General features: G+C 72.3%; 21 protein-coding genes and 1 pseudogene. 6 read left to right on the forward strand and 16 right to left on the reverse strand.

Annotation, left to right across the window (positions count from 1 at the left end):
- Positions 1-362: 362 nt before the first annotated feature.
- Complete coding sequence (locus ACFW3L_RS20255; protein WP_378742736.1) at positions 363-857, forward strand: Lrp/AsnC family transcriptional regulator; 495 nt, start codon at positions 363-365, stop codon at positions 855-857.
- 18 nt (positions 858-875) lie between these two features.
- Here ACFW3L_RS20255 and ACFW3L_RS20260 read toward each other — a convergent pair whose 3' ends face one another.
- From ACFW3L_RS20260 to deoC, 7 genes are all read right to left on the reverse strand, one after another.
- On the reverse strand, positions 876-2,546 hold the full coding sequence (locus tag ACFW3L_RS20260; protein ID WP_378742738.1) for a phospho-sugar mutase: 1,671 nt from the start codon (positions 2,544-2,546) through the stop codon (positions 876-878).
- A 60-nt stretch (positions 2,547-2,606) separates the two neighbouring features.
- On the reverse strand, positions 2,607-3,404 hold the full coding sequence (locus ACFW3L_RS20265; RefSeq protein ID WP_378742740.1) for a purine-nucleoside phosphorylase: 798 nt from the start codon (positions 3,402-3,404) through the stop codon (positions 2,607-2,609).
- On the reverse strand, positions 3,401-4,039 hold the full coding sequence (locus ACFW3L_RS20270) for a GNAT family N-acetyltransferase (protein WP_378742742.1): 639 nt from the start codon (positions 4,037-4,039) through the stop codon (positions 3,401-3,403). The genes ACFW3L_RS20265 and ACFW3L_RS20270 overlap by 4 nt, the downstream gene beginning before the upstream one ends.
- The gene (locus ACFW3L_RS20275) at positions 4,036-4,686 is read right to left on the reverse strand and encodes a GNAT family N-acetyltransferase (protein WP_378742744.1); all 651 of its coding nucleotides are present in this window, start codon (positions 4,684-4,686) and stop codon (positions 4,036-4,038) included. The genes ACFW3L_RS20270 and ACFW3L_RS20275 overlap by 4 nt, the downstream gene beginning before the upstream one ends.
- A 67-nt stretch (positions 4,687-4,753) precedes the next feature.
- The gene (locus ACFW3L_RS20280; protein WP_378742746.1) at positions 4,754-5,689 is read right to left on the reverse strand and encodes an aldehyde dehydrogenase family protein; all 936 of its coding nucleotides are present in this window, start codon (positions 5,687-5,689) and stop codon (positions 4,754-4,756) included.
- Positions 5,682-7,112: an aldehyde dehydrogenase family protein gene (locus ACFW3L_RS20285; RefSeq protein WP_378742748.1), complete on the reverse strand. Its 1,431-nt coding sequence runs from the start codon at positions 7,110-7,112 to the stop codon at positions 5,682-5,684. The genes ACFW3L_RS20280 and ACFW3L_RS20285 overlap by 8 nt, the downstream gene beginning before the upstream one ends.
- Positions 7,113-7,115: 3 nt before the next feature.
- Positions 7,116-8,063 carry a deoxyribose-phosphate aldolase gene (gene deoC / locus ACFW3L_RS20290; RefSeq protein WP_378742750.1) on the reverse strand — a complete coding sequence of 316 codons (948 nt, stop codon included), beginning with the start codon at positions 8,061-8,063 and terminating at the stop codon, positions 7,116-7,118.
- Between the two features lie 368 nt (positions 8,064-8,431).
- Here deoC and ACFW3L_RS20295 point away from each other — a divergent pair, with 368 nt between their 5' ends.
- A complete protein-coding gene (locus tag ACFW3L_RS20295; RefSeq protein WP_378742752.1) occupies positions 8,432-9,121 on the forward strand; it encodes a hypothetical protein in 690 nt (229 codons plus the stop codon).
- A gap of 32 nt (positions 9,122-9,153) precedes the next feature.
- Here ACFW3L_RS20295 and ACFW3L_RS20300 read toward each other — a convergent pair whose 3' ends face one another.
- The 6 genes and pseudogenes from ACFW3L_RS20300 to ACFW3L_RS20325 all read right to left on the reverse strand — a co-directional run bounded on the left by ACFW3L_RS20300 (position 9,154) and on the right by ACFW3L_RS20325 (position 16,347).
- Entirely contained in the window at positions 9,154-10,428 is a 1,275-nt protein-coding gene (locus ACFW3L_RS20300) for a heparan-alpha-glucosaminide N-acetyltransferase domain-containing protein (RefSeq protein ID WP_378742754.1), read from the reverse strand.
- A gap of 129 nt (positions 10,429-10,557) precedes the next feature.
- Positions 10,558-12,591: an acetoacetate--CoA ligase gene (locus ACFW3L_RS20305; protein WP_378742756.1), complete on the reverse strand. Its 2,034-nt coding sequence runs from the start codon at positions 12,589-12,591 to the stop codon at positions 10,558-10,560.
- A 220-nt stretch (positions 12,592-12,811) separates the two neighbouring features.
- A complete protein-coding gene (locus ACFW3L_RS20310) occupies positions 12,812-13,489 on the reverse strand; it encodes an HAD family hydrolase (protein WP_378742758.1) in 678 nt (225 codons plus the stop codon).
- Between the two features lie 252 nt (positions 13,490-13,741).
- Positions 13,742-14,419: pseudogene (locus ACFW3L_RS20315) on the reverse strand (DUF4126 domain-containing protein); the annotation flags it as partial.
- A gap of 115 nt (positions 14,420-14,534) precedes the next feature.
- Positions 14,535-14,780, reverse strand: a complete 246-nt coding sequence (locus ACFW3L_RS20320) for a DUF2630 family protein (RefSeq protein WP_378742760.1) — start codon at positions 14,778-14,780, stop codon at positions 14,535-14,537.
- A 61-nt stretch (positions 14,781-14,841) separates the two neighbouring features.
- The gene (locus ACFW3L_RS20325) at positions 14,842-16,347 is read right to left on the reverse strand and encodes a hypothetical protein (protein WP_378742762.1); all 1,506 of its coding nucleotides are present in this window, start codon (positions 16,345-16,347) and stop codon (positions 14,842-14,844) included.
- Positions 16,348-16,660: 313 nt separating this feature from the next.
- Here ACFW3L_RS20325 and ACFW3L_RS20330 point away from each other — a divergent pair, with 313 nt between their 5' ends.
- The gene (locus ACFW3L_RS20330) at positions 16,661-16,951 is read left to right on the forward strand and encodes a metal-sensitive transcriptional regulator (RefSeq protein WP_378742764.1); all 291 of its coding nucleotides are present in this window, start codon (positions 16,661-16,663) and stop codon (positions 16,949-16,951) included.
- Positions 16,952-17,011: 60 nt separating this feature from the next.
- Here the strand turns inward: ACFW3L_RS20330 and ACFW3L_RS20335 are convergent, their stop codons facing one another.
- Positions 17,012-18,388: an NAD(P)/FAD-dependent oxidoreductase gene (locus ACFW3L_RS20335; RefSeq protein WP_378742766.1), complete on the reverse strand. Its 1,377-nt coding sequence runs from the start codon at positions 18,386-18,388 to the stop codon at positions 17,012-17,014.
- Positions 18,389-18,688: 300 nt separating this feature from the next.
- On the opposite strand from ACFW3L_RS20335, the gene ACFW3L_RS20340 reads away from it, so the two are divergent.
- Positions 18,689-19,201: a hypothetical protein gene (locus tag ACFW3L_RS20340; RefSeq protein WP_378742768.1), complete on the forward strand. Its 513-nt coding sequence runs from the start codon at positions 18,689-18,691 to the stop codon at positions 19,199-19,201.
- A gap of 69 nt (positions 19,202-19,270) precedes the next feature.
- On the opposite strand, the gene ACFW3L_RS20345 is transcribed toward ACFW3L_RS20340, so the two are convergent.
- Positions 19,271-20,737, reverse strand: coding sequence for a catalase (locus ACFW3L_RS20345; RefSeq protein WP_378742770.1), 1,467 nt, complete (start codon positions 20,735-20,737; stop codon positions 19,271-19,273).
- Between the two features lie 112 nt (positions 20,738-20,849).
- Positions 20,850-21,449, reverse strand: a complete 600-nt coding sequence (locus ACFW3L_RS20350; RefSeq protein ID WP_378742772.1) for a TetR/AcrR family transcriptional regulator — start codon at positions 21,447-21,449, stop codon at positions 20,850-20,852.
- Between the two features lie 122 nt (positions 21,450-21,571).
- Between ACFW3L_RS20350 and ACFW3L_RS20355 the strand changes: the two genes are divergently transcribed.
- The gene (locus ACFW3L_RS20355) at positions 21,572-23,197 is read left to right on the forward strand and encodes a carboxyl transferase domain-containing protein (RefSeq protein WP_378742774.1); all 1,626 of its coding nucleotides are present in this window, start codon (positions 21,572-21,574) and stop codon (positions 23,195-23,197) included.
- Positions 23,198-23,204: 7 nt separating this feature from the next.
- Positions 23,205-25,290 (forward strand): acetyl/propionyl/methylcrotonyl-CoA carboxylase subunit alpha (locus ACFW3L_RS20360; RefSeq protein ID WP_378742776.1); only part of this gene is annotated, 2,086 nt, incomplete at its 3' end.

The raw sequence follows: 25,290 nt of genomic DNA on the forward strand, positions 1-25,290 counted from the left end.
GAGGCCACACACAGGGAGTCGTCGTATGCCCGGACAGTCACGACAAATATGCGGAGAATGGGCGTCAAGACAAGAATTTCTGGCGGATTCTGCTGGTTCGGGTGTAGTTACTGCTCAGTCAGGGAAACCCTCGACCTACTCCGTGCGTCAACCATGAGTACAGTCGGAACTCCTCCGCCACTCCCCCGTTTGGCGGATCCCACCAGAGGTCCGTACGCACGAATCCCCCGAAACCCCCCACCCCGACCCGAGCACCACGGAACGCGCGTCCGTCATCTCTCCGACCGGCTTTTCCCGGCTTCCTGTCAATGACGACAGCACGGAGCAGAGCCCTGCGACAAGAGCACACGAGGAGCACGCACATGGCCATGGGCGAACAGCACAGGAACGGCCGGCGGCCGGACACGACCGACCAGACCATTCTGAGCGCGCTCGCCAAGGACGCCCGGACCGGCATCACCGAGATCGCCGCGCTGGCCAACGTCTCCCGAGCCACGGCATACAACCGGATCAAGCGCCTCACCGACGAAGGGGTCATCCGCGGCTACTCCGTGGTGACCGACCACTCCAAGATGGGGCTCGGCGTCACCGCGCTGGTACTCATCTCGGGCAGCCAGCCCGACTGGCGGGCCAACCGGGAGATCCTCTCGTCCTACCCCGAGATCGAGTACTGCTGGTACGTGGTGGGGTCGGCGGACATCGTGCTGCTGGTCCGCGTCGCCAACACCAACCAGCTGCGCGACCTCATCCTGAGCCGACTCCAGTCACTCCCCGGTGTGACGTCCACCCAGACGCTCACCGTCATCGACGAGGTCGTGCACCGGCCGGTCGTGGAACCCTCCGAAGGGAGCGAGTGACCCCGCCCCGGCCCCGGATCATCCCCTGACCACCACGGCGACCGCCGCCATCAGCTCGGACAGCAGTGCCGAGCCGCGCGCGCGGCTGGCGGCGATGTCGCCGTCGACCTCCGACACCACCTCGGCGTAGGCCTTCAGTTTGGGCTCGGTGCCCGAGGGACGCAGCGTCACCCGCCCCCGCGTCCCACCGAGCTCGAAACGCACGGCGTCCGTCGGCGGCAGACCCTCGTGCCCGTCGACGAAGTCCACGACCCCCGACACCTTCAGGGGGCCGAACGCGGCGGGCGGTTCGGCGCGCAACCGCCGCATCGCCGCGGTGATCTCGGAGAGGTCCCGTACCCGAACCGACAGCTGGTCGCTCAGGTGCAGACCGTACCGCCGGGCCTGGTCGTCGAGGAGGTCCACCAGGGTACGGCCCCGGCTCTTCGCCTCGGCCGCCAGTGCGAGCGCCACGAGCGCCGCGCTCACACCGTCCTTGTCGGCCACCGGTCGGCCGTCGTCCCCGCCCACGCAGTAGCCCAGGGCCTCCTCGTAGGAGAACACCCTGCGCTGACCGGGCGCGCCCGCGCGGGCCAGCCACTTGAACCCGGTCAGCGTCTCCTCGTAGTGCACGCCCCGGTCCCGGGCGACGGCGCCGAGCAGGCTGGAGGAGACGATCGAGGTGGCCACCACCCGGTCGGACCCTCCGGTGTGGTCGAGCACGTACTCGGCGAGCAGGCCGCCGACCTCGTTCCCCGTCAGGAGGCCGTAACCGGGCACCGCGAGGGCCAGCCGGTCGGCGTCGGGGTCGTTGGCCACCACCAGGTCCGCCCCGTGCGCCTCCCCCGCCGCCAGGGCCAGGTCCATCGCCCCCGGCTCCTCCGGGTTGGGGAAGGCGACCGTCGGGAAGTCCGGATCCGGCTCGAACTGCTCGGCGACCACCTCGGGAGCCGCGAAACCGGCCCTGCGCACCGCCTCCACCAGCACCCGGCCGCCCACGCCGTGCAGGGGCGTGTAGACCACCGAGAGATCCCGGGGGCCGTCCGGGACCAGTGCGGTCACCGCGTCCAGGTAGGCCGACACCGCGTCGTCGCCCAGCACCTCCCAGTCCCGGCCCAGCGGCAGCGCGCCGACCGGCCCGACCGCGTCGATGGCGGCGGAGATCTCGGCGTCCACCGGGGAGACGATCTGGCTGCCCGCGTCGTCGCCGGACCCGCCGACGTACACCTTGTACCCGTTGTCCTGGGGCGGGTTGTGGCTGGCGGTCACCACGATCCCCGCGTCAGCGCCCAGACGGCGCAGCGTGTAGGCCAGCACGGGCGTCGGCAGCGGACCCGACAGCACGGTGACCCTGTGCCCGGCCCCGGTGAGGACGGCGGCGCTGTCCCGGGCGAAGTCCGCCGACCGGTGTCGTGCGTCGTGACCGATGACCACGTGTCGGGGTTCCGCACCGAGCCAGCCCGCGATCCCGGCCGCCGCGCGCATGACCACCACACGGTTCATCCGGTTGGGCCCCGCCCCCAGAGCGCCGCGCAGCCCGGCCGTGCCGAACTCCAGCCGCGCGGCGAACCGGTCGGCGAGGTCGGTCAGGGCCTCCCCGTCACCCACCTCGACCCGGGCCAGCAGCGCGCCCAGTTCCCCCCGGGTCTCGGGGTCGGGGTCCTGGTCGAGCCAGTCCCTGGCCTGGACGAGGAGGGCGGAGTCGGTCATGGGGATCTCCTGTCTGGGTGATGGGCGCCCGACGGGGCCGGGGCGGAGCGGGACTGGGGCCTAGAACCTCTTGACGATGTCCGCGAGCAGACGGCCCACGGTGGCGGCGGAGTCGCGTCCGGTGGCGAGGACGTCCTCGTGGTCGAGGTTGGCCCCCTCCAGCCCGGCGGCGATGTTGGTGACCAGGGACATCCCCAGCACGCGGGCCCCGGCCTCACGGGCGGCGATGGCCTCCAGGACCGTGGACATACCGACCAGGTCGGCGCCCATGGCCCGGAGCATGCGGATCTCGGCGGGGGTCTCGAAGTGCGGCCCGGGCATGGCCGCGTACACGCCCTCGGGCAGGTCCGGGTCGACCTCGCGCGCCACCGCGCGCAGCTCGGCGGTGTAGGTCTCCGTGAGGTCGACGAAGGTCGCGCCGGTCAGCGGGGAGCGCGCGGTCATGTTCAGGTGGTCCGCGATGAGCACCGGTGAACCCACGGCGTAGTCGGGGTTGATGCCGCCCGCAGCGTTGGTCAGCACGATGGTCCTCGCGCCCGCCGCGACCGCCGTGCGGACGTTGTGCACGACCGCGTCGGTGCCGTGGCCCTCGTACAGATGCGTGCGGCCGAGGAAGGCGAGCGTGTGGCGGTCGCCGTCCACGATGCTGCGGAGCGTCCCGCTGTGGCCCTCCACCGCCGGGGGGAGGAAGCCCGGCAGTTCGGAGGTGGGGAACTCGTGCTTGGAGTCACCGAGCAGGTCGGCGGCGGGCGCCCACCCCGACCCCATCACCAGGGCCACGTCGTAGTTGTCCACACCGGTGCGCGAACGCAGCTCGGTCGCGGCCTCCTCGGCGGCGGCCTGGGGTGTGCGAGTCACTGGGGATTCTCCGTTCGTCGGTACCGCTGGTGCGGTTCGGGGTGGGTTCCGGTCTCCAGGGGGCGCGACATCACTTCCTGGGGGCCCGCGCCTCCGGGGACGACCGTGCCGGTGAAGTCGAAACCCGAGGCCTTGTAGACGCGCTGCGCCGCCTGGTTGGCGCGGTTGACGCAGAGCACGATCTCCTCCGCGTGCGGAGCGACCTCGTGGGCCAGCGCGTCGAGCAGGGGTGCGGAGCACGAGGCCCGGCCGACGCCCCGGCCCTGCCATTGTGGCGTGACGTAGTAGGCGCGCAGCAGCACCGCGCGTTCCGGCGCGTCGACCAGTTCCGATCGCAGGACCCGGTCCAGGACCCCGAACCCCGCACAGGCCTCCTCGGCCCGGTCGGGGCCGGTGACCGGCCCCTCCAGGGCGACGATCGCGTACGGGAAGCGTTCCGGGTCGCCGTCGGCGTCCGGCAGGGTCCGCGCGGGCAGCCCGGTGAAGCGCAGCTGTTCGGGCGGCAGGTGGTGGCCGAGGGCGGCCTCCCGGAGCAGGGCGGCCTCGGCCGTCCCGGTGTCCAGCCGCACCAGGCGGACCTGGTCGGCGCCCCAGCGCCCCGCCGCCCTCCTGCGCGAACCCCGCCAGCGCGTCATCGGTGTTCCGGCAGCTGCGGCACGGGGTGGGAGCCGGTCTCGACCGGTCGGGTGAACACGCTCTGCATGCCGTGCTCCCCGGCGTCGTGGCGTCGGCCGTTGGGAAGGAACCCGGCCGAGCGGTAGGTCCGCTCTCCCAGGTCGTTGCCGTCGTTGACGCACAGCGCGATCTGGGTGGCCCCGGGCGCGATCGCCGCCACCAGGAGGTCGAGCAGCGGCGCGGAGCAGGCGGCGCGGCCGATGCCCTTCCCCTGGTGTTCGAGCGGGACGTAGAAGGCGCGCAGCTGCACGGCGTGCTCCGGGTCGTCGACCAGGTCGCGGAGCCGACCGACCCGGTCGATGACCCCGAAGCCGACGCAGGCGGCCTGGGCGGAGCTCCGGTCGGTCAGGGGACCGTCGTTGAGGACGATCGCGAACGGGTGCCGTGCGGGGTCGTCGTCGGCGCGGGGCAGGGTGTGCACCGCCTCGTCGATGAACCGGCGCTGTTCGGGGGCGACCCGTTGGCGGGGCAGGACCTCGCGCAGCAGGGCCACCTCGGGGGTGGTGCGGTCCAGGCGCACCAGACGCAGCCCGGGGACGCGCACCGGTTCGGGGGTGTTCGACTCGCTGGTTCGGGGCTCGGCCTGCTCGGGGGTGTTCGCTGACACCGTTCCTCCACTCGGCTGTCGGACCGTGCCCGCCCCCGGAAGGTGGGAGCGGGCCGGACCGTCAGTCTTACACTCCGACCGGATGCCAGACCGTCTTGGTCTCCAGGAAGGGGGTCAACCGGGAGGTCCCGGGGTCGACGCCGATCCAGGCGTCCTCCCCGCCGGTGGCCTCCGGGCCGGGACGCAGCACGCGCGTGAGGGTGGTCGCGGCCGCCCTCTCGAACTCCACCGCGTGTTCCCCGGCCCCGGTGAGGTCCAGGGCGTTGACGTCGGCGTGCGAGGCCAGGTGCGGGCCGATCTCGCCCGCGCCGCCGGTGAGCAGGTTGACCACGCCGCCGGGCAGGTCGGAGGTGGCCAGCACCTCGGCCAGCTCGATCGCGGCCAGCGGCGCGGCCTCGGAGGTGACCACCACGGCGGTGTTGCCGGTCGCGATCACCGGGGCGAGCACCGAGGTCAGGCCGAGCAGCGGGGCGTCCTGGGGCGCGAACACCGCGACCACGCCGGTGGGTTCGGGCGCCGAGTGGTTGTGGAAGGGGCCCGCGACGGGGTTGGACCCGCCGAGCACCTGGACGTACTTGTCGGTCCAGCCCGCGTAGTACACCCAGCGGTCCACAGCGGCGGACACGGTGCGTTCCGCCTCGGCCGGTGTCACTCCCCCGGCCTCCACGAGGCGGGCGGCGAACTGTTCGCGGCGCCCCTCCATGACCTCAGCGACCCGGTACAGGATCTGGCCCCGGTTGTAGGCGGTGCGCCCGGACCAGCCGCCGAAGGCCTTGCGTGCCGCGACGACGGCGTCGCGCGCGTCCTTGCGGGAGGCCCGGGAGGCGTTGGCGAGGTGGGTGCCGTCGGCTGAGGTCACGGGGTAACTCCTGCCGGACTCCGAGCGGGGGAAGGCCCCGCCCAGGTAGAGCTTGTAGGTCTTGCGGACCGCGAGCCGCGCCGGGACGGGGGTGTCCGCCTCGGTGCCCCTGCTCTTCTTCCTGCTGCCGCGCCGCTCAGCCAAGGTAGGCCTCCAAACCGTGGCGGCCGCCCTCGCGGCCGTATCCCGACTCCTTGTAGCCGCCGAAGGGGCTGGTCGGGTCGAACTTGTTGAACGTGTTGGACCAGATCACGCCGGCGCGCAGGCGCTCGGCGGTCCAGAGCATGCGTGAGCCCTTCTCGGTCCACACTCCGGCGGACAGCCCGTAGGGGGTGTTGTTGGCCTTGGCCACGGCCTCCTCCGGGGTGCGGAAGGTCAGGACCGACAGCACCGGGCCGAAGATCTCCTCGCGGGCCACCCGGTGCGCCTGGGTGACCCCGGTGAGCACGGTGGGCGCGAACCAGTAGCCGCGCTCGGGCAGGTCGCAGGCGGGGGACCAGCGCTCGACGTTCTCCTCGTCGGCGGTGGCGGTGAGCTCGCGGACCCGGTCCAGCTGGGCGGCGGAGTTGATGGCCCCGATGTCGGTGTTCTTGTCCAGCGGATCGCCCAGCCGCAGCTTGGCGATCCGTTCCCTGAGCCGGGGCAGGAACTCCTCGGCGACGGACTCCTGGAGGAGGAGGCGCGAACCCGCGCAGCACACGTGGCCCTGGTTGAAGAAGATGCCGGTGACCACGCCCTCCACGGCCTGGTCGACGGCGGCGTCGTCGTAGACGATGTTGGCGCCCTTGCCGCCCAGCTCCAGGGTGACGCGCTTGTCGGTCCCGGCCACGGCGCGGGCGATCTGGCGACCGACCTCGGTGGAGCCGGTGAAGGCGACCTTGTCGGTGCCCGGGTGCTCGACCAGGGCCCGGCCGGTGTCACCGGCGCCGGTCAGGATGTTGACGACACCGGGGGGAAGGTCGGCCTCCTGGCAGATCTCCGCGAAGACCAGCGCGCTGAGCGGGGTGGTCTCGGCGGGTTTGAGCACCACGGTGTTGCCGGTGGCCAGGGCCGGGGCGACCTTCCACGCCAGCATGAGCAGCGGGAAGTTCCACGGGATGACCTGGGCGGCCACGCCGAGGGGACGGGGGTCGGGGCCCAGACCGGCGTGGGCGAGCTTGTCGGCCCAGCCCGCGTAGTAGAAGAAGTGCGCGGCGACCAGCGGGAGGTCGACGTCGCGGGTCTCCTTGATGGGCTTGCCGTTGTCCATCGTCTCCAGGACGGCCAGTTCGCGCGAGCGCTCCTGGATGATCCGGGCGATGCGGAACAGGTACTTGCCGCGCTCGGCGCCGCTCATGCGGCCCCACACGGTGTCGTGGGCGCGGCGGGCGGCGGCGACGGCGCGGTCGACGTCGGCCTCCCCTGCCACGGCCACCCGGGCGAGCTCCTCCTCGTCGGCCGGGTTGAGCGTGGTGAGGTACTCACCGCTCTGGGCCGGGGTGAACTCGCCGTCGACGAACAGGTCGTAGGTCTCGCGCAGGCTGACGACGGAGCGGGACTCCGGTGCGGGCGCGTACTCGAAGATCACGGCTCAGTCCTGCGTGTAGTAGTCGGGGCCCGGGTAGGTGCCGGTGGACAGCCTGGTGCGCTGCATGAGCAGGTCGTTCAGGAGGCTGGAGGCGCCGATGCGGAACAGGTCGGGGGTCAGCCACTCCGGTCCGGCGGTCTCGTTGACCAGGACCAGGTTGCGGAGGGCGTCCTTGGTGGTGCGGATGCCGCCCGCGGGCTTGACGCCGACGCGGCGGCCGGTGGCGGCGTGGTGGTCGCGCACGGCCTCCAGCATGACCAGGGTGACCGGGAGGGTGGCGGCCGGGGACACCTTGCCGGTGGAGGTCTTGACGAAGTCCCCGCCCGCGCGCATGGCCAGGTGGGAGGCGCGGCGGACGTTGTCGAGGGTGACCAGTTCCCCGGTCTCCAGGATGACCTTCAGGTGGGCGTCGCCGCAGGCCTCCTTGACCGCGACGATCTCCTCGTGGACCTTCAGGTAGTCGCCGGAGAGGAAGGCCCCGCGGTCGATGACCATGTCGATCTCGCTGGCGCCGTCCGCGACAGCGCGCCGGGTGTCGGCCAGCTTGACCTCCATGGGGGCGCGTCCGGCGGGGAAGGCTGTGGCCACGGAGGCCACACCGATCCCGGTGCCGCGCAGGGCCTCCACGGCGACCGCGACCATGTCGGGGTAGACGCAGACCGCGCCCACGTGCGGCACGGTGCGGTCGGTCGGGTCGGGCAGGGCCGCCTTGGCGCACAGGGCCCGGACCTTGCCGGGCGTGTCGGCGCCCTCCAGGGTGGTCAGGTCCACCATGGAGACGGCCAGGTCGATGGCCCGGGCCTTGGCGGTGGTCTTGATCGACCGGGTGGACAGGTCCTGGGCGCGGGCTCGGGCGCCGACCTCGTCGACCCCCGGAAGACCGTGCAGGTAGGCCCGGAGCGCTCGGTCGGTCGTCGCCTCGGGCACGGATGCGGTGTGGGGCACGGGCACCTACAGCTCGTCGGTTCAGGTGGGGCCGCCCGCTGCTGCCTGCGCGAACGGCGTGTCCTCGACACGGGGGTGGGTGTCCCCCGCCGTCAGGCAGTCACCATAACCCCGGGCCGGTCCGGCGTCAGTCCCCGTCGGGTACGCGCCCCGAAGGTTGGAGAAGACTCCAAGGCGGGATGGCCTCCATGGTCGTCCTTTCCTCCAACCCTGGGCAGGGAAAGCCCGAAAAACGAGGTTTCGGCCGGGTGGGACGACGCGCTGCACCCGCCTCCGGTCTAGACCGGTGCAGGCCGTCTCCGGACCGGACCCGCACGGCGGGACCGGGGGCGGGCGCGGAGGGCTCGCCCCGACTCCTCACCTACTCTGGAGACATGGCGGAGTTCCGGATCAGCAGTGACGACAGGCAGGTCGACCTGCGCAGGATGGCCACGGCGCTGGCCGAGTCGCAGGGGTGGGCACGCGAGGACGTGAGCATCTGGGACAACCGCCGGGGCGAGGTGATCGTGACCATCGACGACTCCCTGCTGCGCAGACCCGAGGTCGACCCCCTGCACCGGCCCCGGCACACCCCGCACGCGGTGCACGACGCCTGCGAGCTTCTGCGTCGGGAGGACGCCTCCCTGCGGGGCGTGGACTTCGCCGACCTCAGGAACGAGAGCGCCCGGTTCTTCTCCGCCGGGTGGACCCTGGCCGACCTCCAGCACGCGCTGGCCCACCGCCCCGACGGGGTGGCCTGGGAGAGCGGCCCGGACTTCCGGGGCGCGCCCTGGTTCGCGCACCGGTTGTCCGCGTGGAAGACCCCGGACGGTGACATCCGCCCCTCACAGTCACAGGAGTCGGCGCAGCTGCGGGTGATCAGCAGGGCCGGGCTGCCCATGGACATCGGCCTGCCCGAGGACACCGAGCTGTCGGCGCGTCCCGTGGCGAGCCCCGCGGTGGCGCGGTCGGCCGCCGACGACGCCCGCCGCCTCATCCGGCAGAACACGCGCACGACCACGGACACCCTCGCGCACCGGGACCGCACCTCCGCGCACATCACCAGGCCCGAGGACCGCGCCTGAGCGGTGGGACCGCCTTCGCGCCGCCCCGTCCCTCAGCCGGCCCCCCGACCCCCGAGGTCGCCCCGGTCGGACCGTCCGCCCTCCACGAAACCGACCGCGGCGTCCGCGAAGGCGCCCAGGCCGGTCTCGAACGGCCCCCGGCCCACGGCCCAGCGCCACAGGCTCGCGAAGACCAGCGAGCCGAGGACGAACAGCTCCAGGTACCAGGGGCCCCCGGCGGAGCCCTCCGGGTGCAGGGCCACGATCACCGCCAGGACCAGGATGTGCCCCGAGTAGACGGTCAGGGGCATCCGGCCCACGGAGGTCAGCGGGTACAGCAGGCGGGGCAGGCGCTCCGCGAGCAGCATGCACACGACCAGCACCACCAGGGCCTGGCCCACCGCCTCCAGGATCTCGAAGGTGGTCCCGGTGTGCGGGGTGTTCACCGCCAGCCACCACCAGGAGTCGGTGGGCACCTGGCCGCTGATGCTGTGGGCGTGGTCCGTCGTGACGTACCGCAGGTCCTCGGCGTACGCGGGGTCGAGTGAGCTCAGCGGGCGACCTTCGAGGAAGGGGTTCTCCGCCTCGGTCAGCCGGTCCAGACCGCCCAGCGGGTACAGCAGGAACCAGGAGCCCAGGTAGCCCGACGCCGCCGCGACGGCGCCGCCGACCGCCATCCGGACCCGCACCACGGAGGAGGTGAGGTCGGTGCGGCCCACCGCCATGCCCGCGATCACGAAGACCATGAAGGTGATCGCCGGGTAGTAGCCCGTCAGAAGGAACTCGGTCAACGACGTGACCGCGCCGGTGCGCGGGCCCCCCGGGAAGTACTCCTGGCGCAGCAGGAAGGACACGACCGGGCCCAGCAGCGCCAGGATGCCCGCCGACGCCCACAGCACGCCCGCGCGCGCCCGGAGCAGCGGCAGGGCCAGCACGAAGAACCCGGCGTAGTAGGTGAGGATGATCGCCACCGGCACGGCGAAGGCGTCCAGGACCAAGCCGAGCAGCCCGATCAGCAGGGCGCGGGCCAGGATGCGGACGACCGCCTGGCGCAGGGAGTCGCCCTCGACGGGTCTGGTGCGCCCGGTCATCAGGGCCAGCGAGACCCCGGCGAGGAAGGCGAAGAGGGCGGAGGAGTTGCCGCGCACGAGGCTGTGCAGCTCCCACCCCTGTTCCTCGGGCAGCAGGCCGAAGGAGACGACCCCGAGGTGGACGGCGAACATCCCGAAGACCGCGAGCGCCCGCGCGGCGTCGATGCCGTCGATGCGGCGCCGGTCCGGGGAGGGCGTGCTGGCGGACGGGGAGCGGTCGGATCGGTTCTGTGGCACGTTGTCAGGCTACGCCCGGCTCTGTCCGGCGGCGAGCGACGGCCACTCCTGGCCACGGGCCCGGGCCGGGCCCGTGGACGTCCCCACGGGCCCGGCCCCCTGGACGGCGCAGGGCGCCGCCCACCGGGCTCAGTCGCCCACCAGCTCGCTGAAGTGGTCCAGCGCCTCCGGGTTGGCCAGCGAGTCGCGGCTGGCCACCTTCGCGGGGTCCTCCCCCATGAGGATGCGCTTGACCGGAACCTCCAGCACCTTGCCGGACAGGGTGCGCGGCACCGACCCGATCACGCGGACCCGGTCGGGCACGTGCCGGGGTGAGCAGTCCGTGCGGATGCGGCGGGCGATCTCCTTGGGCAGGTCGCCCTCAAGGTCGGCGCCCTCGCGCAGCACCGTGAAGAGTTCGATGCGGGAGGATCCGTCCTGCTGGGGGACGTCCACGACCAGAGCGTCCACCACGTCGTCCAGGGCCAGGACGGCGCGGTAGATCTCGCTGGTGCCCATCCGGACGCCGCCCCGGTTGATGGTGGAGTCCGAGCGGCCGTAGATGATCGCGGTGCCCCGGTCGGTGATCTCGATCCAGTCCCCGTGCCGCCAGATGCCCGGGTAGACGGAGAAGTAGCTGTCCCTGAGCCGTTCGCCGTCGGCGTCGCCCCACAGGAACACCGGCATGGACGGGGCGGGCTCGGTGACCACGAGTTCACCGACCTCACCGATCAGCTCCTTGCCGTCCGGGTCCCAGGAGGCCACGGCCATGCCGAGCCCGCGTGACTGGATCTCGCCCTCGTACACGGGCAGGGTGGGGGTCCCGCCCACCAGGCAGCTGCAGACGTCGGTGCCGCCGCTGGTGGAGAAGAGCCACAGGTCGTCACCGAACTCCTCGTACACCCAGGTGAACGCCTCGGGGCTGAGCGGGGATCCGGTGGAGCCGATCGCCTTGAGGGCGGAGAGGTCCCGGCCCCGCGTGGGGTGCACGCCCTCCTTCATGCAGGAGGAGAGGTAGCCCGCGCTGGTGCCGAAGACCGTCACCCCGGCCTCGGCTGCCAGGTCCCACAGGGATCCCAGGTCGGGAGTGGTGGGCGTACCGGCCCCGGCCCCGGGCGTCGGGTGGGCGGGGCTGCCGTCGTACAGGACGATGGAGGCCCGGGTCAGCAGCACGCTGACCAGGAAGTTCCACATCATCCAGCCGGTGGTGGTGAACCAGAGGACGCGGTCGTGCTCCTGGGCGTCCAGGTGCAGGTTCAGGTTCTTGAGCTGTTCGAGGAGGATGCCCCCGTGGCCCTGGACGATCGCCTTGGGCAGACCGGTGGTGCCCGAGGAGTACAGGACCCACAGGGGATGGTCGAACGGGACCGGCGTGAAGGTGAGCTCGGCTCCCGCGCCACTCTCGGTGAACCTGTCCCACGGCAGGGTGCCGTCGAGGGTCGCCCCGGGGGTGAGGTAGTCGAGGAGGACGGTGTGCTCGACGGTCGGGAGCGCGGCGCGCAGTTCCTCCACGACCGGGCGCCGGTCGAAGTCCCTGCCTCCGTAGCGGTACCCGTCCACGGCGAGCAGGACCTTGGGTTCGATCTGGGCGAAGCGGTCGATGACGCTGCGCACGCCGAAGTCGGGAGAGCAGGAGGACCAGATCGCGCCGAGGGAGGCCACGGCGTAGAACGCGGCGGCGGTCTCGGGCAGGTTGGGCAGGTAGGCCGCGACCCGGTCGCCCCTCCCCACCCCGAGCTCACGGAGCCCGGCGGCGATCGCGGCGGTGCGTTCGCGCAGTTCGCCCCAGGACCAGGAGTCCAGCGCGCGGAGCTCGGTGGCGTGCCGGATGGCGGTCGCACCGGGGTCGCGGCCCTCGAAGACGTGCTCGGCGTAGTTGAGCGTGGCGCCGGGGAACCACCGGGCGCCCGGCATGCTCCGGTCGGCCAGAACCCGCTCGTACGGGGTGGCGGAGCGGACCCCGAAGTACTCCCAGACCGAGGCCCAGAACCCGTCGACGTCGGTGACCGACCAGCGCCACAGGGCGTCGTAGTCGAAGTCCGAGGCGTCGGTGGAGCCGCCGTCACCGAAGGCCCTGACCCCCTGCTCGCGCTCGGCCCACCGGGCGAACGCGACGATGTTGGAGGACTCGATCCGGTCCTCACCGGGCTCCCAGAGCACACGGGGCACGCTGCTCTCCGTCATTGCAGGCCTTCCCAATCGCGTCGCTGTGTGTTGCTGTGAGACACATCTAACAGCACACCATCTTCGACGTCACGGGGCGGCCCGGCCTAACGGAGGCTCGGGGCCGACGCGGAACTCCGCAGGTCACCGAGGGGGCGTACGGATGTGGTCCGCCCACCTCCGGAACGGGTTCGTCGGGTGGGCGGGCCACGTTGACCGCGACCGGGGGGGGTGGTGCGGGTCAGCTCGCCTGGCGCAGGGCCGCGACCGCGTCCGTGGGCGTGTCCACGACGAGCGCGCCGGTGGCCTCCAGACGCTCGCGGGCCATCAGGCCGCTGGCGACCAGGACGGACCGGGCACCGGCCTCACGGGCCGCGCGGGCGTCGTCGTCGATGTCACCGATGAGCACGACCCGCGACGGGTCCAGTCCCTGCTGCTCCAGGTGGTGCACCAGGTGTTCGGCCTTGGAGTCGTGCTCGGTGTCGAACCTGCGTCCGTCGACCCGCGTGAAGTGGTCGTTCAGGCCGCGTTCGGTGATCAGCGGCACCAGGTGCTCGTGGGTGGCCATCGACAGCAGGGACTGGGTCCGACCGGTCCCGGCCCACTGGTGGAGGACGTCGGGGACGCCCGCGGCCAGCTCACAGGTGTGCAGGTACTCCTGGTAGCTGCTGTCGTAGGTCTTCTCGACGCGCTCCCACTCGCTCGCGGAGAGGCTCCGGCCGAGGAGTTCCTCGTAGCAGGGGATGAGGGGGCGGCGGAAGACCGTGCGCCAGTGCTCCATCTCGACCGGCTCACGGCCGAACTGGGCGCACACCGCGTTCACGGCGGCGAGGTTGGCGTGGTTGTCGTCCAGGAGGGTGCCGTTCCAGTCCCAGACGATGTGGTGGGTGTTCGGGTTCGGGGAATTCGTCTCAGCCATTGGGAGCACTGTACGACCCCGCGACCCGATCCCGGTAGGAGTTCTGTGCCACCTCGCCGCCGTCCGCGCTGGCGGGGGCGGGTGTCACCGCCGGGGCGGGCCGCCGTGTCCGGTCCACTGCTGGGGGCCGGGGTAGGGACCCGGCGGAAGGCCCGGAGGGGGTCCCGGCCGGGGGGCGGGAGGCGGACCGTGGAAGCCTGGCTGGGGCCCGGGCCGGGGACCCGGGTGGGGGCCGGGAGGAGGACCGTGGGGGCCGGGGTGGAAGCCGGGAGGGGGACCCCCCGCACCCGGGCCACCGCGTCGGGTCTCGCGCTCGGCCCTGCGCTCCGCCCGCACCCGGCGGCCCTTGCGTACGGCCCAGACGCCGAGCACCAGCATCAGCGGGAAGACGACGACGATGAGCACGGGCAGCAGGATCGCCAGCACCGCGGCGAGGAAGCTGGTGACGTCCTCCAGGACGGAGACGACCGGGGCGCCGATGCCGAACGTGAGGGTGTTGACCACCACGCGGGCCAGGGCCTTGGCCACGTGGAAGAACAGCGCCACGAGCACGCCGACGATCACCGCTCCCCAGCCCACGCCGCCAGCGACGACGGACATGCCCGAGGCCTCACCGGAGATCTCGGTGATCTCGGAGAGCCGCACCGCCGAGGCCCCGGCGCCGAAGGTGATCCCGCCCGAGGTGGGGCGGACCGCCGTCTGGAGCACGTCGTTGACACTGTCCAGGGCGGGCACCTTGTCGGCCACGAACTCGACGGCGAGCAGCACACCGAGGATGACCAGGGTGACGGGGTGCGCCAGCCAGGCCCAGGCTGGGGTCAGCGGGATGAACTCGGTGTACCGGGCCAGTAACCCGAGGACCAGGAGGGGAACGTAGGCGTTCAGACCCGCCGCGGAGGCGAGGCCGAGGCCGGTCAGTGAAGCGAACATGGGGGCGTTCCTTCGCGCGTGCCGGGCAGGGAGAAAGGCGGGCCGGACAGGGGGTCCGGCTCCGATCACTTGTACAGACGCGCTCGGGGGGTGGTTGGTTTTCGCTCAGGCCCGACTACTGCCGGTAGTTTTCGACCTCGGACACCGGGCGCACGCGGGCCTCGTCCGGGTCCTGGCCGTGCTCGCTGCGGGCACGGCGCTGGCGGAGGAGGTCCCAGCACTGGTCGAGCGCCTCCTCGACCTCCTTCATCCGGCGGCGCTCCTGTTGTTCGAGCCCGCCCTCGGCGAAGCGGAGGGTGTGCTCCTCGTCCATCAGGCCTCGGATGGTGGTCATGATGTCCTGCTCGGCGCTCTCGCTCATACCTCATGGTCGGCGCGACCACGGGACCGGGGCAAGGGCCCCGGTCCCGTGATTGCGCAGGTCAGACCGAACGTTTACGCGAGGCCACCAGGGCGGTGATCCCGGCCCCGATCGCCGCCAGGCCACCGAGGGGGAGCGCCGCGAGGCTCGCACCGGTCACCGGCAGCGTGGGCCGTTCGTACGACGGCGGCTCCGGGTCCGGGTAGCCGGGGTAGCCGGGATCGGTGGGCGACTCGCTCGGGCTCGGCGTCTCCGAGGGTGACGGACTCGGGGACCCCGTCGGTCCGGGGGTCGGCGTGGGCGACGGTGTCTCCATCGGAGACGGAGACGGGGACGGACCGGGCGACGGCGAGGGACTGGGCTCCTCGGTCGGACCGGGCGTGGGAGTGGGCGACTCGGTGGGAGACGGCTCCTCCGTCGGACCCGGCGTGGGCTCCCCGGTCGGAGACGGAGACGGACTGGGCTCCTCGGTCGGGCTCGGCGTGGGGAACGGGCCCGGGAAATCCGTCGGGCTCGGCGAGGGGCTCGGGGACTCGGTGGGGCTGGGCGTGGGGCTGGGCGTCGGGCGCGGGATCGGGGGTCCGGTCGGGCTCGGCGTGGGAGACGGACTGGGCTCCTCGGTCGGCGACGGTGAGGGGCTGGGCTCCTCCGTCGGACTCGGAGTGGGGCTCGGGGACTCGGTGGGGGTGGGCGTCGGAGTCGGGGTGGGCTCCTCGGTCGGGGTCTGGGGCGCGATCGCGTTGCAGTCGGCCCGGACGTCACCCAGGGTCATGTCGAAGAGCGTCACCTGGTCGCCCACCGGGTTGCCGTCGGCGTCCTGCCCCTGGACGACCGCCGTGTAGTCGGTACGGGCGTGTCCGATGTAGGGGTCCTCGATCTCGTACACGTGCGTGATGGTGACGGTGACGTGGGCGTTGGTGATCCCGTCCCCGTAGGAGCCGGGGAAGTCGAGTTCGGTCACGGCCGTGCCGGAGGCGTTGGGCGCGGGGGCGTCGACGAGCCGCCCCAGGAACATGGGCGCGGTGGTCGAGTCCTGGATGATGATCCCGGCGGGCGGCGCGCACTGGACCCGGTTGTTCCAGGTGGAGACGGAGAAGAGGCGGTGGTTGCCACTGGGCTGGAGCGGCCCCTGGTTGACCAGCGAGGCCACCCCGCCGGTGGTGGGCGGGGGGACGTCCAGGTTGGTGAAGGCCCCGTTGGTGTTCGCCATGCCCGTCTCGGGCTCGCTGCGCACGTTCACCGACGCCGTGCCGGTGGCGGAGGTCAGGTGGTCGGAGATGGCGGAGCCGGGGCCGGTGTTGATGTCCCACTGCTGGTTGCCGTCGACACTCACCTCCAGTTCGTTGAGGGTCCCCGAGACCGCCCCGCCGCCGTAGACGCCGGGGTCCAGGGTGAGCCGTCCCCAGACGGTGGACGCGTAGGGCGTGGCGGGCTGGGCGGCGGCGTCCCGGGCGCTGAAGGTCGCGCCGGCGGCGACCACCCCTGAGGCGAGCAGGACCGAGGCGACCATGGCCACGCCGGTCCGCCGTAGGGCTGAGGCCCGTGTCGCCGCTGTCTGTGTGACCACCTGTGACTCCGCAACTCTTCGACGTCATCCTATTACTCATTGTGACAATAGAGCTTGCGGTTCGACTCCCACGGCAGGCTGCGTTCCCACTCGCGGCAAGGTCGCGTCAACCAGGACAAAACCACCCCGAGCCGTCGCCGTCGGGGCGACCGGCCCCGGCGGTCTGGGAAACTTCTCGTACGGCCTGGTTGGTGACAAATGGGCTCGCCGGTCGACGGCCGGAAGGGCGGAATAGCCCGCGAAGCTCCCCGCTTGAATACCTTGAGGGGGTATTGTTATGGCAGCTGAGCAGGAACGACACGGAGACGGTGGCATGGCGGCGAACCACGGTTACAGCAACGACAAGCAGAGCCACATCAACCGGCTCCGCCGCATCGAGGGTCAGATCCGCGGCCTCCAGCGGATGGTCGAGGACGACCAGTACTGCATCGACATCCTCACCCAGACCTCCGCGGTCAACAAGGCCCTGCGCTCCTTCGCGCTGTCCATGCTGGACGAGCACCTGAAGCACTGCGTGGCACACGCCGTGGCCAACGGCGGCGACGAGGCCGAGGAGAAGGTGCGCGAGGCCTCCGAGGCCATCGCCCGCCTGGTGCGTTCCTGACCGGGGCCCCCACCGCGCCCGGCCCCGGCCGACCCTGCGCGCCGACCGGGGCGGCGCCGATCAGTCCTCGCCGTAGCGCTCCCGCTCGTTGTCGAGCAGGCGGGCCCCCTCGGAACGCGAGGAACCCTCGTCCAGGTAGTCGACGGACTCGTTGGCCACGAACGACGACGGGCGTCCGTCGTCCGCGAACCCCATCCGGGACACCTCGCTGCCGAGGAAGGCGCGGATGCCCCAGTTGGCGACGATGCGGGCCCGCGCGGTCCCGGACGGGACCGAGGCCACGTGGTACCCGCGCGTGGCGGCCAGCGCGGGCAGCCCGCTCAGGTCGAACTGCATGATCCTGGCCAGCGCGTCGCGCCCGCTCAGGTCCACGACCAGGCCCATGTCCCGATGGCGGAACTCCTTCAGTGGCCTGCCGAGTACCGAGTTGACCACGTTCTCGGCCACCGTGGTGGCCTGCCTGCTCGCGTACTGGGCGGTGGGCGGGCAGTAGGCGCTGTCCGTGTGCGAGAGGTTGGGCACCGCGGCGGCGTCGCCGATCGCGAACACGTCGGGCAGCCCGGGCACGGCCAGGTCGGTTCCGACCTCCAGCCTCCCGGCCTGGGTCGGTTTGCCGAGCGTCTCCATCAGCGGGCTGGGGGTGATCCCCGCCGTCCAGATGAGGGTGCGGCACGGCAGGGCGCGGCCGTCGGTGAGCACCACCTTGTCGGCGGTCACCTCCCGGACGCTGACCTTCATCTTCACCTCGATACCGAGGCCTCGGAGCAGGTCGACGGCCTTGCGGCCGAGCCGGTCGCCCAGCTGGGGCAGCACCTTCGGGGCGATGTCGACCAGGTGCCAGCGGATCACCGAGCGGAGCTCGGGGTAGCGCTGGGCGGCCTCCTGGCAGAGCCGCATGAGCGACGCGGCGGTCTCCACGCCGGTGTAACCGCCGCCGACCACGACGAACCGGCAGCGCTCCTCCCGCTCGACGGGGTCGCGCGAGTCGTTGGCCAGCTCCAGCTGGGAGAGGACGTGGTCGCGCAGCAGGACCGCCTCGGCCAGGGTCTTGGCGCCGTAGGCGTGCTCGGTGAGGCCGGGAATGTCGAACTCCCTGGTCATGGACCCCGGGGCGAGCACGAGCCGGTCGTAGCGGCAGGGGGCGAGTTCGCCGGTGGGCCGCCGCACGACCACCGTGCGGTCGCGGGTGTCCACCCCGACGGCGTGGCCGGGGACGAGCCGGGTCTGCTTGGTGAGCCGGTGCACCGACATGACGACCGACTGCGGGGTGAGCAGACCGGAGGCCACCTGCGGCAGCAGCGGGCTGTAGAGCATGTAGTCGTGCGGAGCCACGAGGGCGATGTCCGCCGCTCCCGTGGGGATGCGTCGCTCCAGGTGACGGATGGTGTGGAAACCACCGAAACCCGATCCGACCACCACGATTCGAGGCCGAGACATAGGTACACCGCTCCTTCTTCGGGTCGGGGGCGGGACGCCTGCGCGTCTGTGGGCCGTCGATCGCGGGCGTACCCACTTCACCGCTGCCGAATGTACGGGCGCGGCGATCGATTCCCCCGCTCCCACACGAGTCGTTCCGGGGTCTTGGTCCGCCGTTGGCACTCCCCCAGAAAGGCATACGGTGACTTCACGGGGGCAAGACCCACCTTTGGCGTTCCAGACCCGAGACTAGGTGACTATGTGTGGTCATGCACATACGGAACGTGCTGACCCGTGTCACAGAGAGGGGCAAGGACGCATATGCGTGCCTTCACCAGGATCACCACCGCCGCGGTACTGGCCGGGGGACTCACCGTCGTCGGCGTCGGAGCGGCCCAGGCCGACCCGGCGGACGAGGCCGCCCAGACCACGGAGGGCGCCGCCGCCCAGCCCGCGGAGGTCACCCAGCCCGCGGAGGGGGTCGCGCAGCCTGTGGAGGAGACCGCCGACAGCGTCGAGGCCCTCTCGCCCGAGGCCGAGGCGCTGCTCGCGGACCCCGCGGTCCAGCAGCTCCTGGCCAACGAGCAGGCCGTCGCGCTGCTCAGCGACGAGGACTCCCTGAAGACGATCCAGGCGCTCATGGAGCTGGAGGACCCGGCGGCGGCCCTGCAGGCGCTGGACCTCCCGGTCGCCACCGACGACCTTCCCGTCAGCACGGACGAGGTCCCGGTCGCGACCGACGACGTCACCGGGCAGCTCCCGGCCGAGGCCCCGGGCACCGGTGACGTCACCCAGCCGGTGGAGGACGCCGTGGGCGGCGTCGCCCTCCCGTAGGGACCGGACACGGAGTGAAGGGGGCGGGTGGCCGAGCCACCCGCCCCCTTCCGTGCCGCGCTCCGGCGGTCAGTCGCCGTTGACCCCCCGGGCCACCCGGGCGCCGATCTCCGGATCGATGTCGCTCCAGTACTTCAGGGCGCGCTGGAGGACGGCCAGGTCGTTGACCGCGCTCACGTGGCCCACGATGTTGGAGACCAGCCGGTCCCGGGCGGCGTCGTCCATGACGTCCCGGATCAGCGCGCGCGGCTGCGAGACGTCGTCGTCGTCCTCGCGCAGCCGGTAGGCCTCCCGCACCATCTCGGAGGCCTCCACCTTCCACCCGGCCGGTTCCACGCCCTGCTGGCGGTCCGCGTCGGGACCGCCGAAGGAGTTCGGGTGGTAGACCTGCCCGGTGTCGGGGGCGTAGTGGCGCATCGCCCCGTCCTTGCCGTAGGAGCGCACCGGCGCGTGCGGCCGGTTCGGCGGGAGCTCGTCGTAGTTCACCCCGATCCGGTAACGGTGGGTGTCCGGGTAGGAGAACATGCGGCCCAGCAGCATCTTGTCCGGGGAGGCACCGGTGCCCGGCACCATGTTGGACGGCTCGAAGGCGGCCTGCTCGATGTGGATGAAGTGGTTGTCGGCGTTGCGGTCCAGGGTCATCCGCCCGACCTCGATCAGCGGGTAGTCGCCCTTGGGCCACACCTTGGTGAGGTCGAAGGGGTTGTACCGGTAGCCCGCCGCCTCGTCGATCGGCATGATCTGCATGCTCAGCGTCCACGAGGGGTGGTCGCCTCGCTCGATCGCCTCGAACAGGTCGCGGCGGTGGTGGTCGGCGTCCTCACCCGCGATGCGGTCCGACTCCTCCTGGGTGAGGAAGTCGTTGCCCTGGTCGGTGCGGAAGTGGTACTTGACCCAGAAACGCTGGCCCTTGGCGTTGATCCACTGGTAGGTGTGCGAGCTGAACCCGTCCATGTTGCGCCAGGTCCGCGGGATGCCCCGGTCGCCCATGAGCCAGGTGACCTGGTGCGAGGTCTCCGGGGACAGCGACCAGAAGTCCCACTGCATGGTGTTGTCGCGCAGGCCGGTGCGCGGGTCGCGCTTCTGGGAGCGGATGAAGTCCTGGAACTTCTGGGGGTCCCGGACGAAGAAGACCGGCGTGTTGTTGCCGACCATGTCGAAGTTGCCCTCGCGGGTGTAGAACTTCAGCGCGAACCCGCGCGGGTCGCGCCAGGTGTCCGGGCTGCCCATCTCACCCGCCACCGTGGAGAAACGGGCCAGCATCGGGGTCCGGCGCCCGGGCTGGAAGAGGTCGGCGCAGGTGTACTGGCTGACGTCGTTGGTCACCTGGAAGCTGCCGTAGGCACCGCTGCCCTTGGCGTGCACGACCCGCTCCGGCACCCGCTCGCGGTTGAAGTGCGCCATCTTCTCGACGAGGTAGGCGTCGTGGAGGACGATGGGGCCGTCGCTGCCCACACTCAGAGAGTGCTCGTCGCTGGGCGCGGGGATTCCCGCGTTGGTGGTGGTGCGCTCGGACTCCGGTCGTTTGTCGACCATGAACGATCTCCCCTTGTGGAAGTAGACGCGCGCGTCCCGGCTGTCGGGGCCGGGAGACTCGTGCGCGGGTCTACCCGAGGGCAGGTCAAGAGATGTGCCGCGGAGACTCAACTCACCCTTGGGGCGGGGCCTCGGCGCGCAGCGCCGCGGAGCCCATTCGCAGGAGCAGGGTGGACATCGCGCTCCGCGACAGCGGTCCCCGGCTGTGCGGAGTGGAGTTGAGCAGCCCGAACACGGCGTGCACCGAGGCCCGCAGGTCGGCGCGCGGGGACTCGGGGCGCAGCGCGGAGAGGACGGCCACCCACTCCTCCACGTAGCCGCGCTGGAGTCGGCGGACGCGGCGGCGGTCGTCGTCGGTGAGGTTGACCAGCTCGCGGTCGTGCACGGTGATGAGGTCGGGTTCCTCCAGGGAGAACTCGATGTGCCCGCGCAGCAGGGCCTCCAGCGCCTGCTCGGGGCCGTCCGCGCCGGTGACGAGTGCGCGCCCGCGCCGGGCGAGGCGTTCGCTGACGTCCACCAGGACCTCACCGAGCAGCGCCTCCTTGCCCGGGAAGTGCCGGTAGAGCGCGGGCCCGGTGGTGCCGACGGCGCGCCCGAGGTCGTCGATGGTCACGCCCCTGTAGCCGTGCGCGGCGAAGAGCCGGGCCGCCGCGCCCAGGATCGCCGTTCTCCGCTCGCCCGTGGGCCGCTGCCCCTGGGGTGCCGTCGCCATCCGACCACCTCTCCCCGCCCGTCCGCGTCGGTCCGACCCACCCGGACCCTGGACACCCATGTTAGTAGTTACTAACATCACTCCTGTTAGTGAGCATTAACATCCCTCCACGAGAGGACACCATGAGCAGGGCACCTGTGCTCGGTTCGGCGGTCGACACCGCCGGTCCCGCGTTCGCCGCCAACGACGCCGCGAACCGCGCGCTCGCGCTGGAGCTGCGGGGGCGGATCGCGACCGCGGCCCTCGGCGGCCCCGAGAAGACCAGGGCGCGCCACGTCGAGCGCGGCAAGCTCCTCCCCCGCGACCGCGTCGACCTCCTCCTGGACCCCGGTTCCCCGTTCCTGGAGATCGCCCCGCTGGCCGCCTACGGCCTCTACGGCCGGGACGGCCAGGACGCCCCCGGAGCCGGGATGATCGCCGGGATCGGCCGCGTGGCCGGACGGCCCACCGTCGTGGTGGCCAACGACGCCACCGTCAAGGGCGGCAGCTACTACCCGATGACGGTCAAGAAGCACCTGCGCGCCCAGGAGGTGGCGCTGCACAACCGCCTCCCCTGCGTCTACCTGGCCGACTCCGGCGGGGCCTTCCTGCCCATGCAGGACGACGTCTTCCCGGACCGCGAGCACTTCGGCCGGATCTTCTACAACCAGGCCACCATGTCCCGGGCGGGCATCCCGCAGATCGCGGCGGTCCTGGGCTCGTGCACGGCGGGCGGCGCGTACGTCCCGGCGATGAGCGACGAGGCGGTGATCGTCCGCGAGCAGGGCACGATCTTCCTCGGCGGCCCGCCCCTGGTGAAGGCGGCCACCGGCGAGGTCGTCACCGCCGAGGAACTGGGCGGGGGCGACCTGCACTCGCGCGTCTCCGGCGTCACCGACCACCTCGCGGACGACGACGCCGACGCCCTCACGAAGGTGCGGCGGATCGTCGACACCCTCGGCCCGACGGACCCCCCGGCCTGGGAGACGCGCGCCCCGCGCCCGCCCGTGCTCGACCCCGGTGAGCTCTACGGGGTGGTCCCCGCCGACACCCGCACCCCCTACGACGTGCGCGAGGTCATCGGACGCGTCGTGGACGGCAGCGAGTTCACCGAGTTCAAGTCCGAGTACGGCACCACCCTGGTCACCGGGTTCGCGCACGTCAACGGCCACCCGGTGGGGATCGTCGCCAACAACGGCATCCTGTTCGCGGAGTCGGCCCTCAAGGGCGCCCACTTCATCGAACTGTGCGACCGCCGCTCCATCCCGCTGGTCTTCCTCCAGAACATCTCCGGGTTCATGGTCGGCCGCGACTACGAGGCGGGCGGCATCGCCAAGCACGGCGCGAAGATGGTCACCGCCGTGGCCTGCGCCCGCGTCCCCAAGTTCACCGTGGTGATCGGCGGGTCCTTCGGCGCGGGCAACTACTCGATGTGCGGCCGTGCCTATTCCCCCCGCTTCCTGTGGATGTGGCCCAACGCCCGCATCTCGGTGATGGGCGGGGAACAGGCCGCCTCGGTGCTGTCCACCGTGCGCCGCGACCAGATGGCGGCGCGCGGCGAGGAGTGGCCGGTCGAGGACGAGGAGGCCTTCAAGGCGCCCATCCGCGACCAGTACGAGGAACAGGGCAGCCCGTACTACTCCACCGCGCGTCTGTGGGACGACGGGGTCATCGACCCCGCCGACACCCGCGACGTGCTCGCCATGGCCCTGTCCGCCGCCCGCCACGCGCCCCTGGAGCCGGTCGGCTACGGCGTCTTCCGGATGTGAGGAACCCTTGACCACCACACCACACACCACCGCGCCGCGCGGGGGCGTCACACGCGTCCTGGTCGCGAACCGGGGCGAGATCGCGCTGCGCGTCATCCGCACCCTGCGCCGCATGGGCGTCAGCCCGGCCGCCGTGTACACCGACGCCGACTCCGGCGCCCCGCACACCCTCGCCGCCGACGTGGCGCTGCGGGTGGACCACTACCTCGACGCCGAGGGGATCGTCGCCCTGGCCCTGGAGTGCGGGGCCACCGGAGTGCACCCCGGATACGGGTTCCTGTCCGAGAACGCCGGGTTCGCCCGGGCCTGCGTGGACGCCGGGCTGGTCTTCGTGGGCCCGCCCGCCTCCGCGATCGAGGCCATGGGAGACAAGATCCGCGCCAAGGACACCGTGGCCGCCGCGGGCGTACCGGTGCTGAGCGGGTTCACCGAGAAGCCCGGCCAGCCCATGGACGACGGCGATCTGGCGCGCGCGGCCGAGGAGACGGGCTACCCGCTGCTGATCAAGCCCTCCGCCGGGGGCGGTGGCAAGGGCATGCGCGAGGTGCGCTCCGCCGACACCCTCGCGGCGGACGCGGCCGCCGCACGCCGCGAGGCACTGGCCTCCTTCGGTGACGCCACCCTGCTCGTGGAGAAGCTGGTCCAGCGGCCGCGCCACATCGAGGTACAGGTCCTGGCCGACGGCCACGGCAACGTCCTACACCTGGGCGAGCGCGAGTGCAGCCTCCAGCGCCGCCACCAGAAGGTGGTGGAGGAGGCCCCCTCCCCGCTGCTCACCGAGGAACAGCGCTCCGCCATGGGCGAGGCCGCCGTGGCCGCCGCCCGCTCCTGCGGATACGTGGGCGCGGGCACGGTGGAGTTCATCGCGGAGACCGGCCCCGACGGCGCACTGTCCTACTCCTTCCTGGAGATGAACACGCGTCTTCAGGTGGAGCACCCCGTCACCGAGGAGGTCGTGGCCGTGCGCGGCGAGCGCGGCGTGGACCTGGTGGAGCTCCAGGTGCGCGTGGCCTACGGGGAGGCGCTGCCCTTCGCGCAGGAGGACGTCTCGTGGATCGGGCACGCCGTCGAGTCCCGGGTCTACGCCGAGGACGCCGACCGGGGCTTCCTGCCCTCGGGCGGTCCGATCCTCCTCCTGGAGGAGCCCTCCGGACCCCACGTGCGCGTGGACTCGGGGATCGCCCAGGGCGGGTCGGTCACCTCGGACTTCGACCCCATGCTGGCCAAGGTCATCACCTGGGGGGCGGACCGGGGCGAAGCCCTGCGGCGGATGGACGGGGCCCTGGCCGCCCACACTCTTCTGGGCTGCGTGACCAACACCGCCTACCTGCGGCGCCTGCTGCGCCACCCCCGGGTGGTCGCCGGCGACCTGAGCACCGACCTCATCGCCACCGACCCCCCGGCGGGTGCCCCCGACCACCTCCCCGCCGTGTACACGGCGGCCGCCCTGGACCACCAGCTGGACCTGGAGGGTCCGCCTGACCCCGACCGGTTCGCCGTCCCGGACGGCTGGCGGATGGGCGGCCCGGCCTGGACACCGTGGCGCCTGCGCGCGCCCGGACACGAGGCCACCGTGGTGCGGGTGCGGCGGGACGGCACCGCCGGGCACTACCTGGTCCGGCTCGGGGACGACGCCCCCGTCGCCCTGCGGGCCCACCGCTCGGCCGACGGGACCCGGCTCACCGTCACCGACTCCACCGGCACCGTCACCTACGCCCGCGCCGACGACCCCGGCACCGACCACCGCTGGCTGGGGTTGGGCGGCGCCGCCTGGGGCCTGCACGAGGAACCCGTGGCCGCCGCGCTGCGCGAGGACGACGCCGCCGCCGACGGCACGGTGCGCAGCCCCATGCCCGGCACGGTGCTCGACGTCCCGGTCGCGGTGGGCCAGGCGGTCACTGCCGGGACCACGCTCGCCGTGGTCGAGGCGATGAAGATGGAGCACTCCGTGCCCTCACCCGTCGACGGGACCGTCGCCTCCGTGGCGGTCCGCCCCGGGGTGTCGGTGCCCATGGACGCCGTCCTGGTCACCGTCGAACCCCTCTCCGCGTCGGCCGGGGAACCGGCCGACGCCCCCACCACCCCCGAGGAGC

This window comes from Nocardiopsis sp. NPDC058789, from assembly GCF_042745575.1.
Classification (GTDB): Bacteria; Actinomycetota; Actinomycetes; order Streptosporangiales; family Streptosporangiaceae; genus Nocardiopsis; species Nocardiopsis eucommiae.

Bases quoted from the DNA above. Each gene is read 5' to 3' on its own strand.
- ACFW3L_RS20310 (WP_378742758.1), bottom strand. From the start codon at position 13,489: ATGGCTGAGACGAATTCCCCGAACCCGAACACCCACCACATCGTCTGG.
- ACFW3L_RS20350 (WP_378742772.1), bottom strand. From the start codon at position 21,449: ATGGCGACGGCACCCCAGGGGCAGCGGCCCACGGGCGAGCGGAGAACG.
- ACFW3L_RS20270 (WP_378742742.1), bottom strand. From the start codon at position 4,039: ATGACGCGCTGGCGGGGTTCGCGCAGGAGGGCGGCGGGGCGCTGGGGC.
- ACFW3L_RS20295 (WP_378742752.1), top strand. From the start codon at position 8,432: ATGGCGGAGTTCCGGATCAGCAGTGACGACAGGCAGGTCGACCTGCGC.
- ACFW3L_RS20335 (WP_378742766.1), bottom strand. From the start codon at position 18,388: ATGTCTCGGCCTCGAATCGTGGTGGTCGGATCGGGTTTCGGTGGTTTC.
- ACFW3L_RS20305 (WP_378742756.1), bottom strand. From the start codon at position 12,591: ATGACGGAGAGCAGCGTGCCCCGTGTGCTCTGGGAGCCCGGTGAGGAC.
- ACFW3L_RS20355 (WP_378742774.1), top strand. From the start codon at position 21,572: ATGAGCAGGGCACCTGTGCTCGGTTCGGCGGTCGACACCGCCGGTCCC.
- ACFW3L_RS20255 (WP_378742736.1), top strand. From the start codon at position 363: ATGGCCATGGGCGAACAGCACAGGAACGGCCGGCGGCCGGACACGACC.
- ACFW3L_RS20320 (WP_378742760.1), bottom strand. From the start codon at position 14,780: ATGAGCGAGAGCGCCGAGCAGGACATCATGACCACCATCCGAGGCCTG.
- ACFW3L_RS20345 (WP_378742770.1), bottom strand. From the start codon at position 20,737: ATGGTCGACAAACGACCGGAGTCCGAGCGCACCACCACCAACGCGGGA.
- ACFW3L_RS20260 (WP_378742738.1), bottom strand. From the start codon at position 2,546: ATGACCGACTCCGCCCTCCTCGTCCAGGCCAGGGACTGGCTCGACCAG.
- ACFW3L_RS20340 (WP_378742768.1), top strand. From the start codon at position 18,689: ATGCGTGCCTTCACCAGGATCACCACCGCCGCGGTACTGGCCGGGGGA.
- ACFW3L_RS20330 (WP_378742764.1), top strand. From the start codon at position 16,661: ATGGCGGCGAACCACGGTTACAGCAACGACAAGCAGAGCCACATCAAC.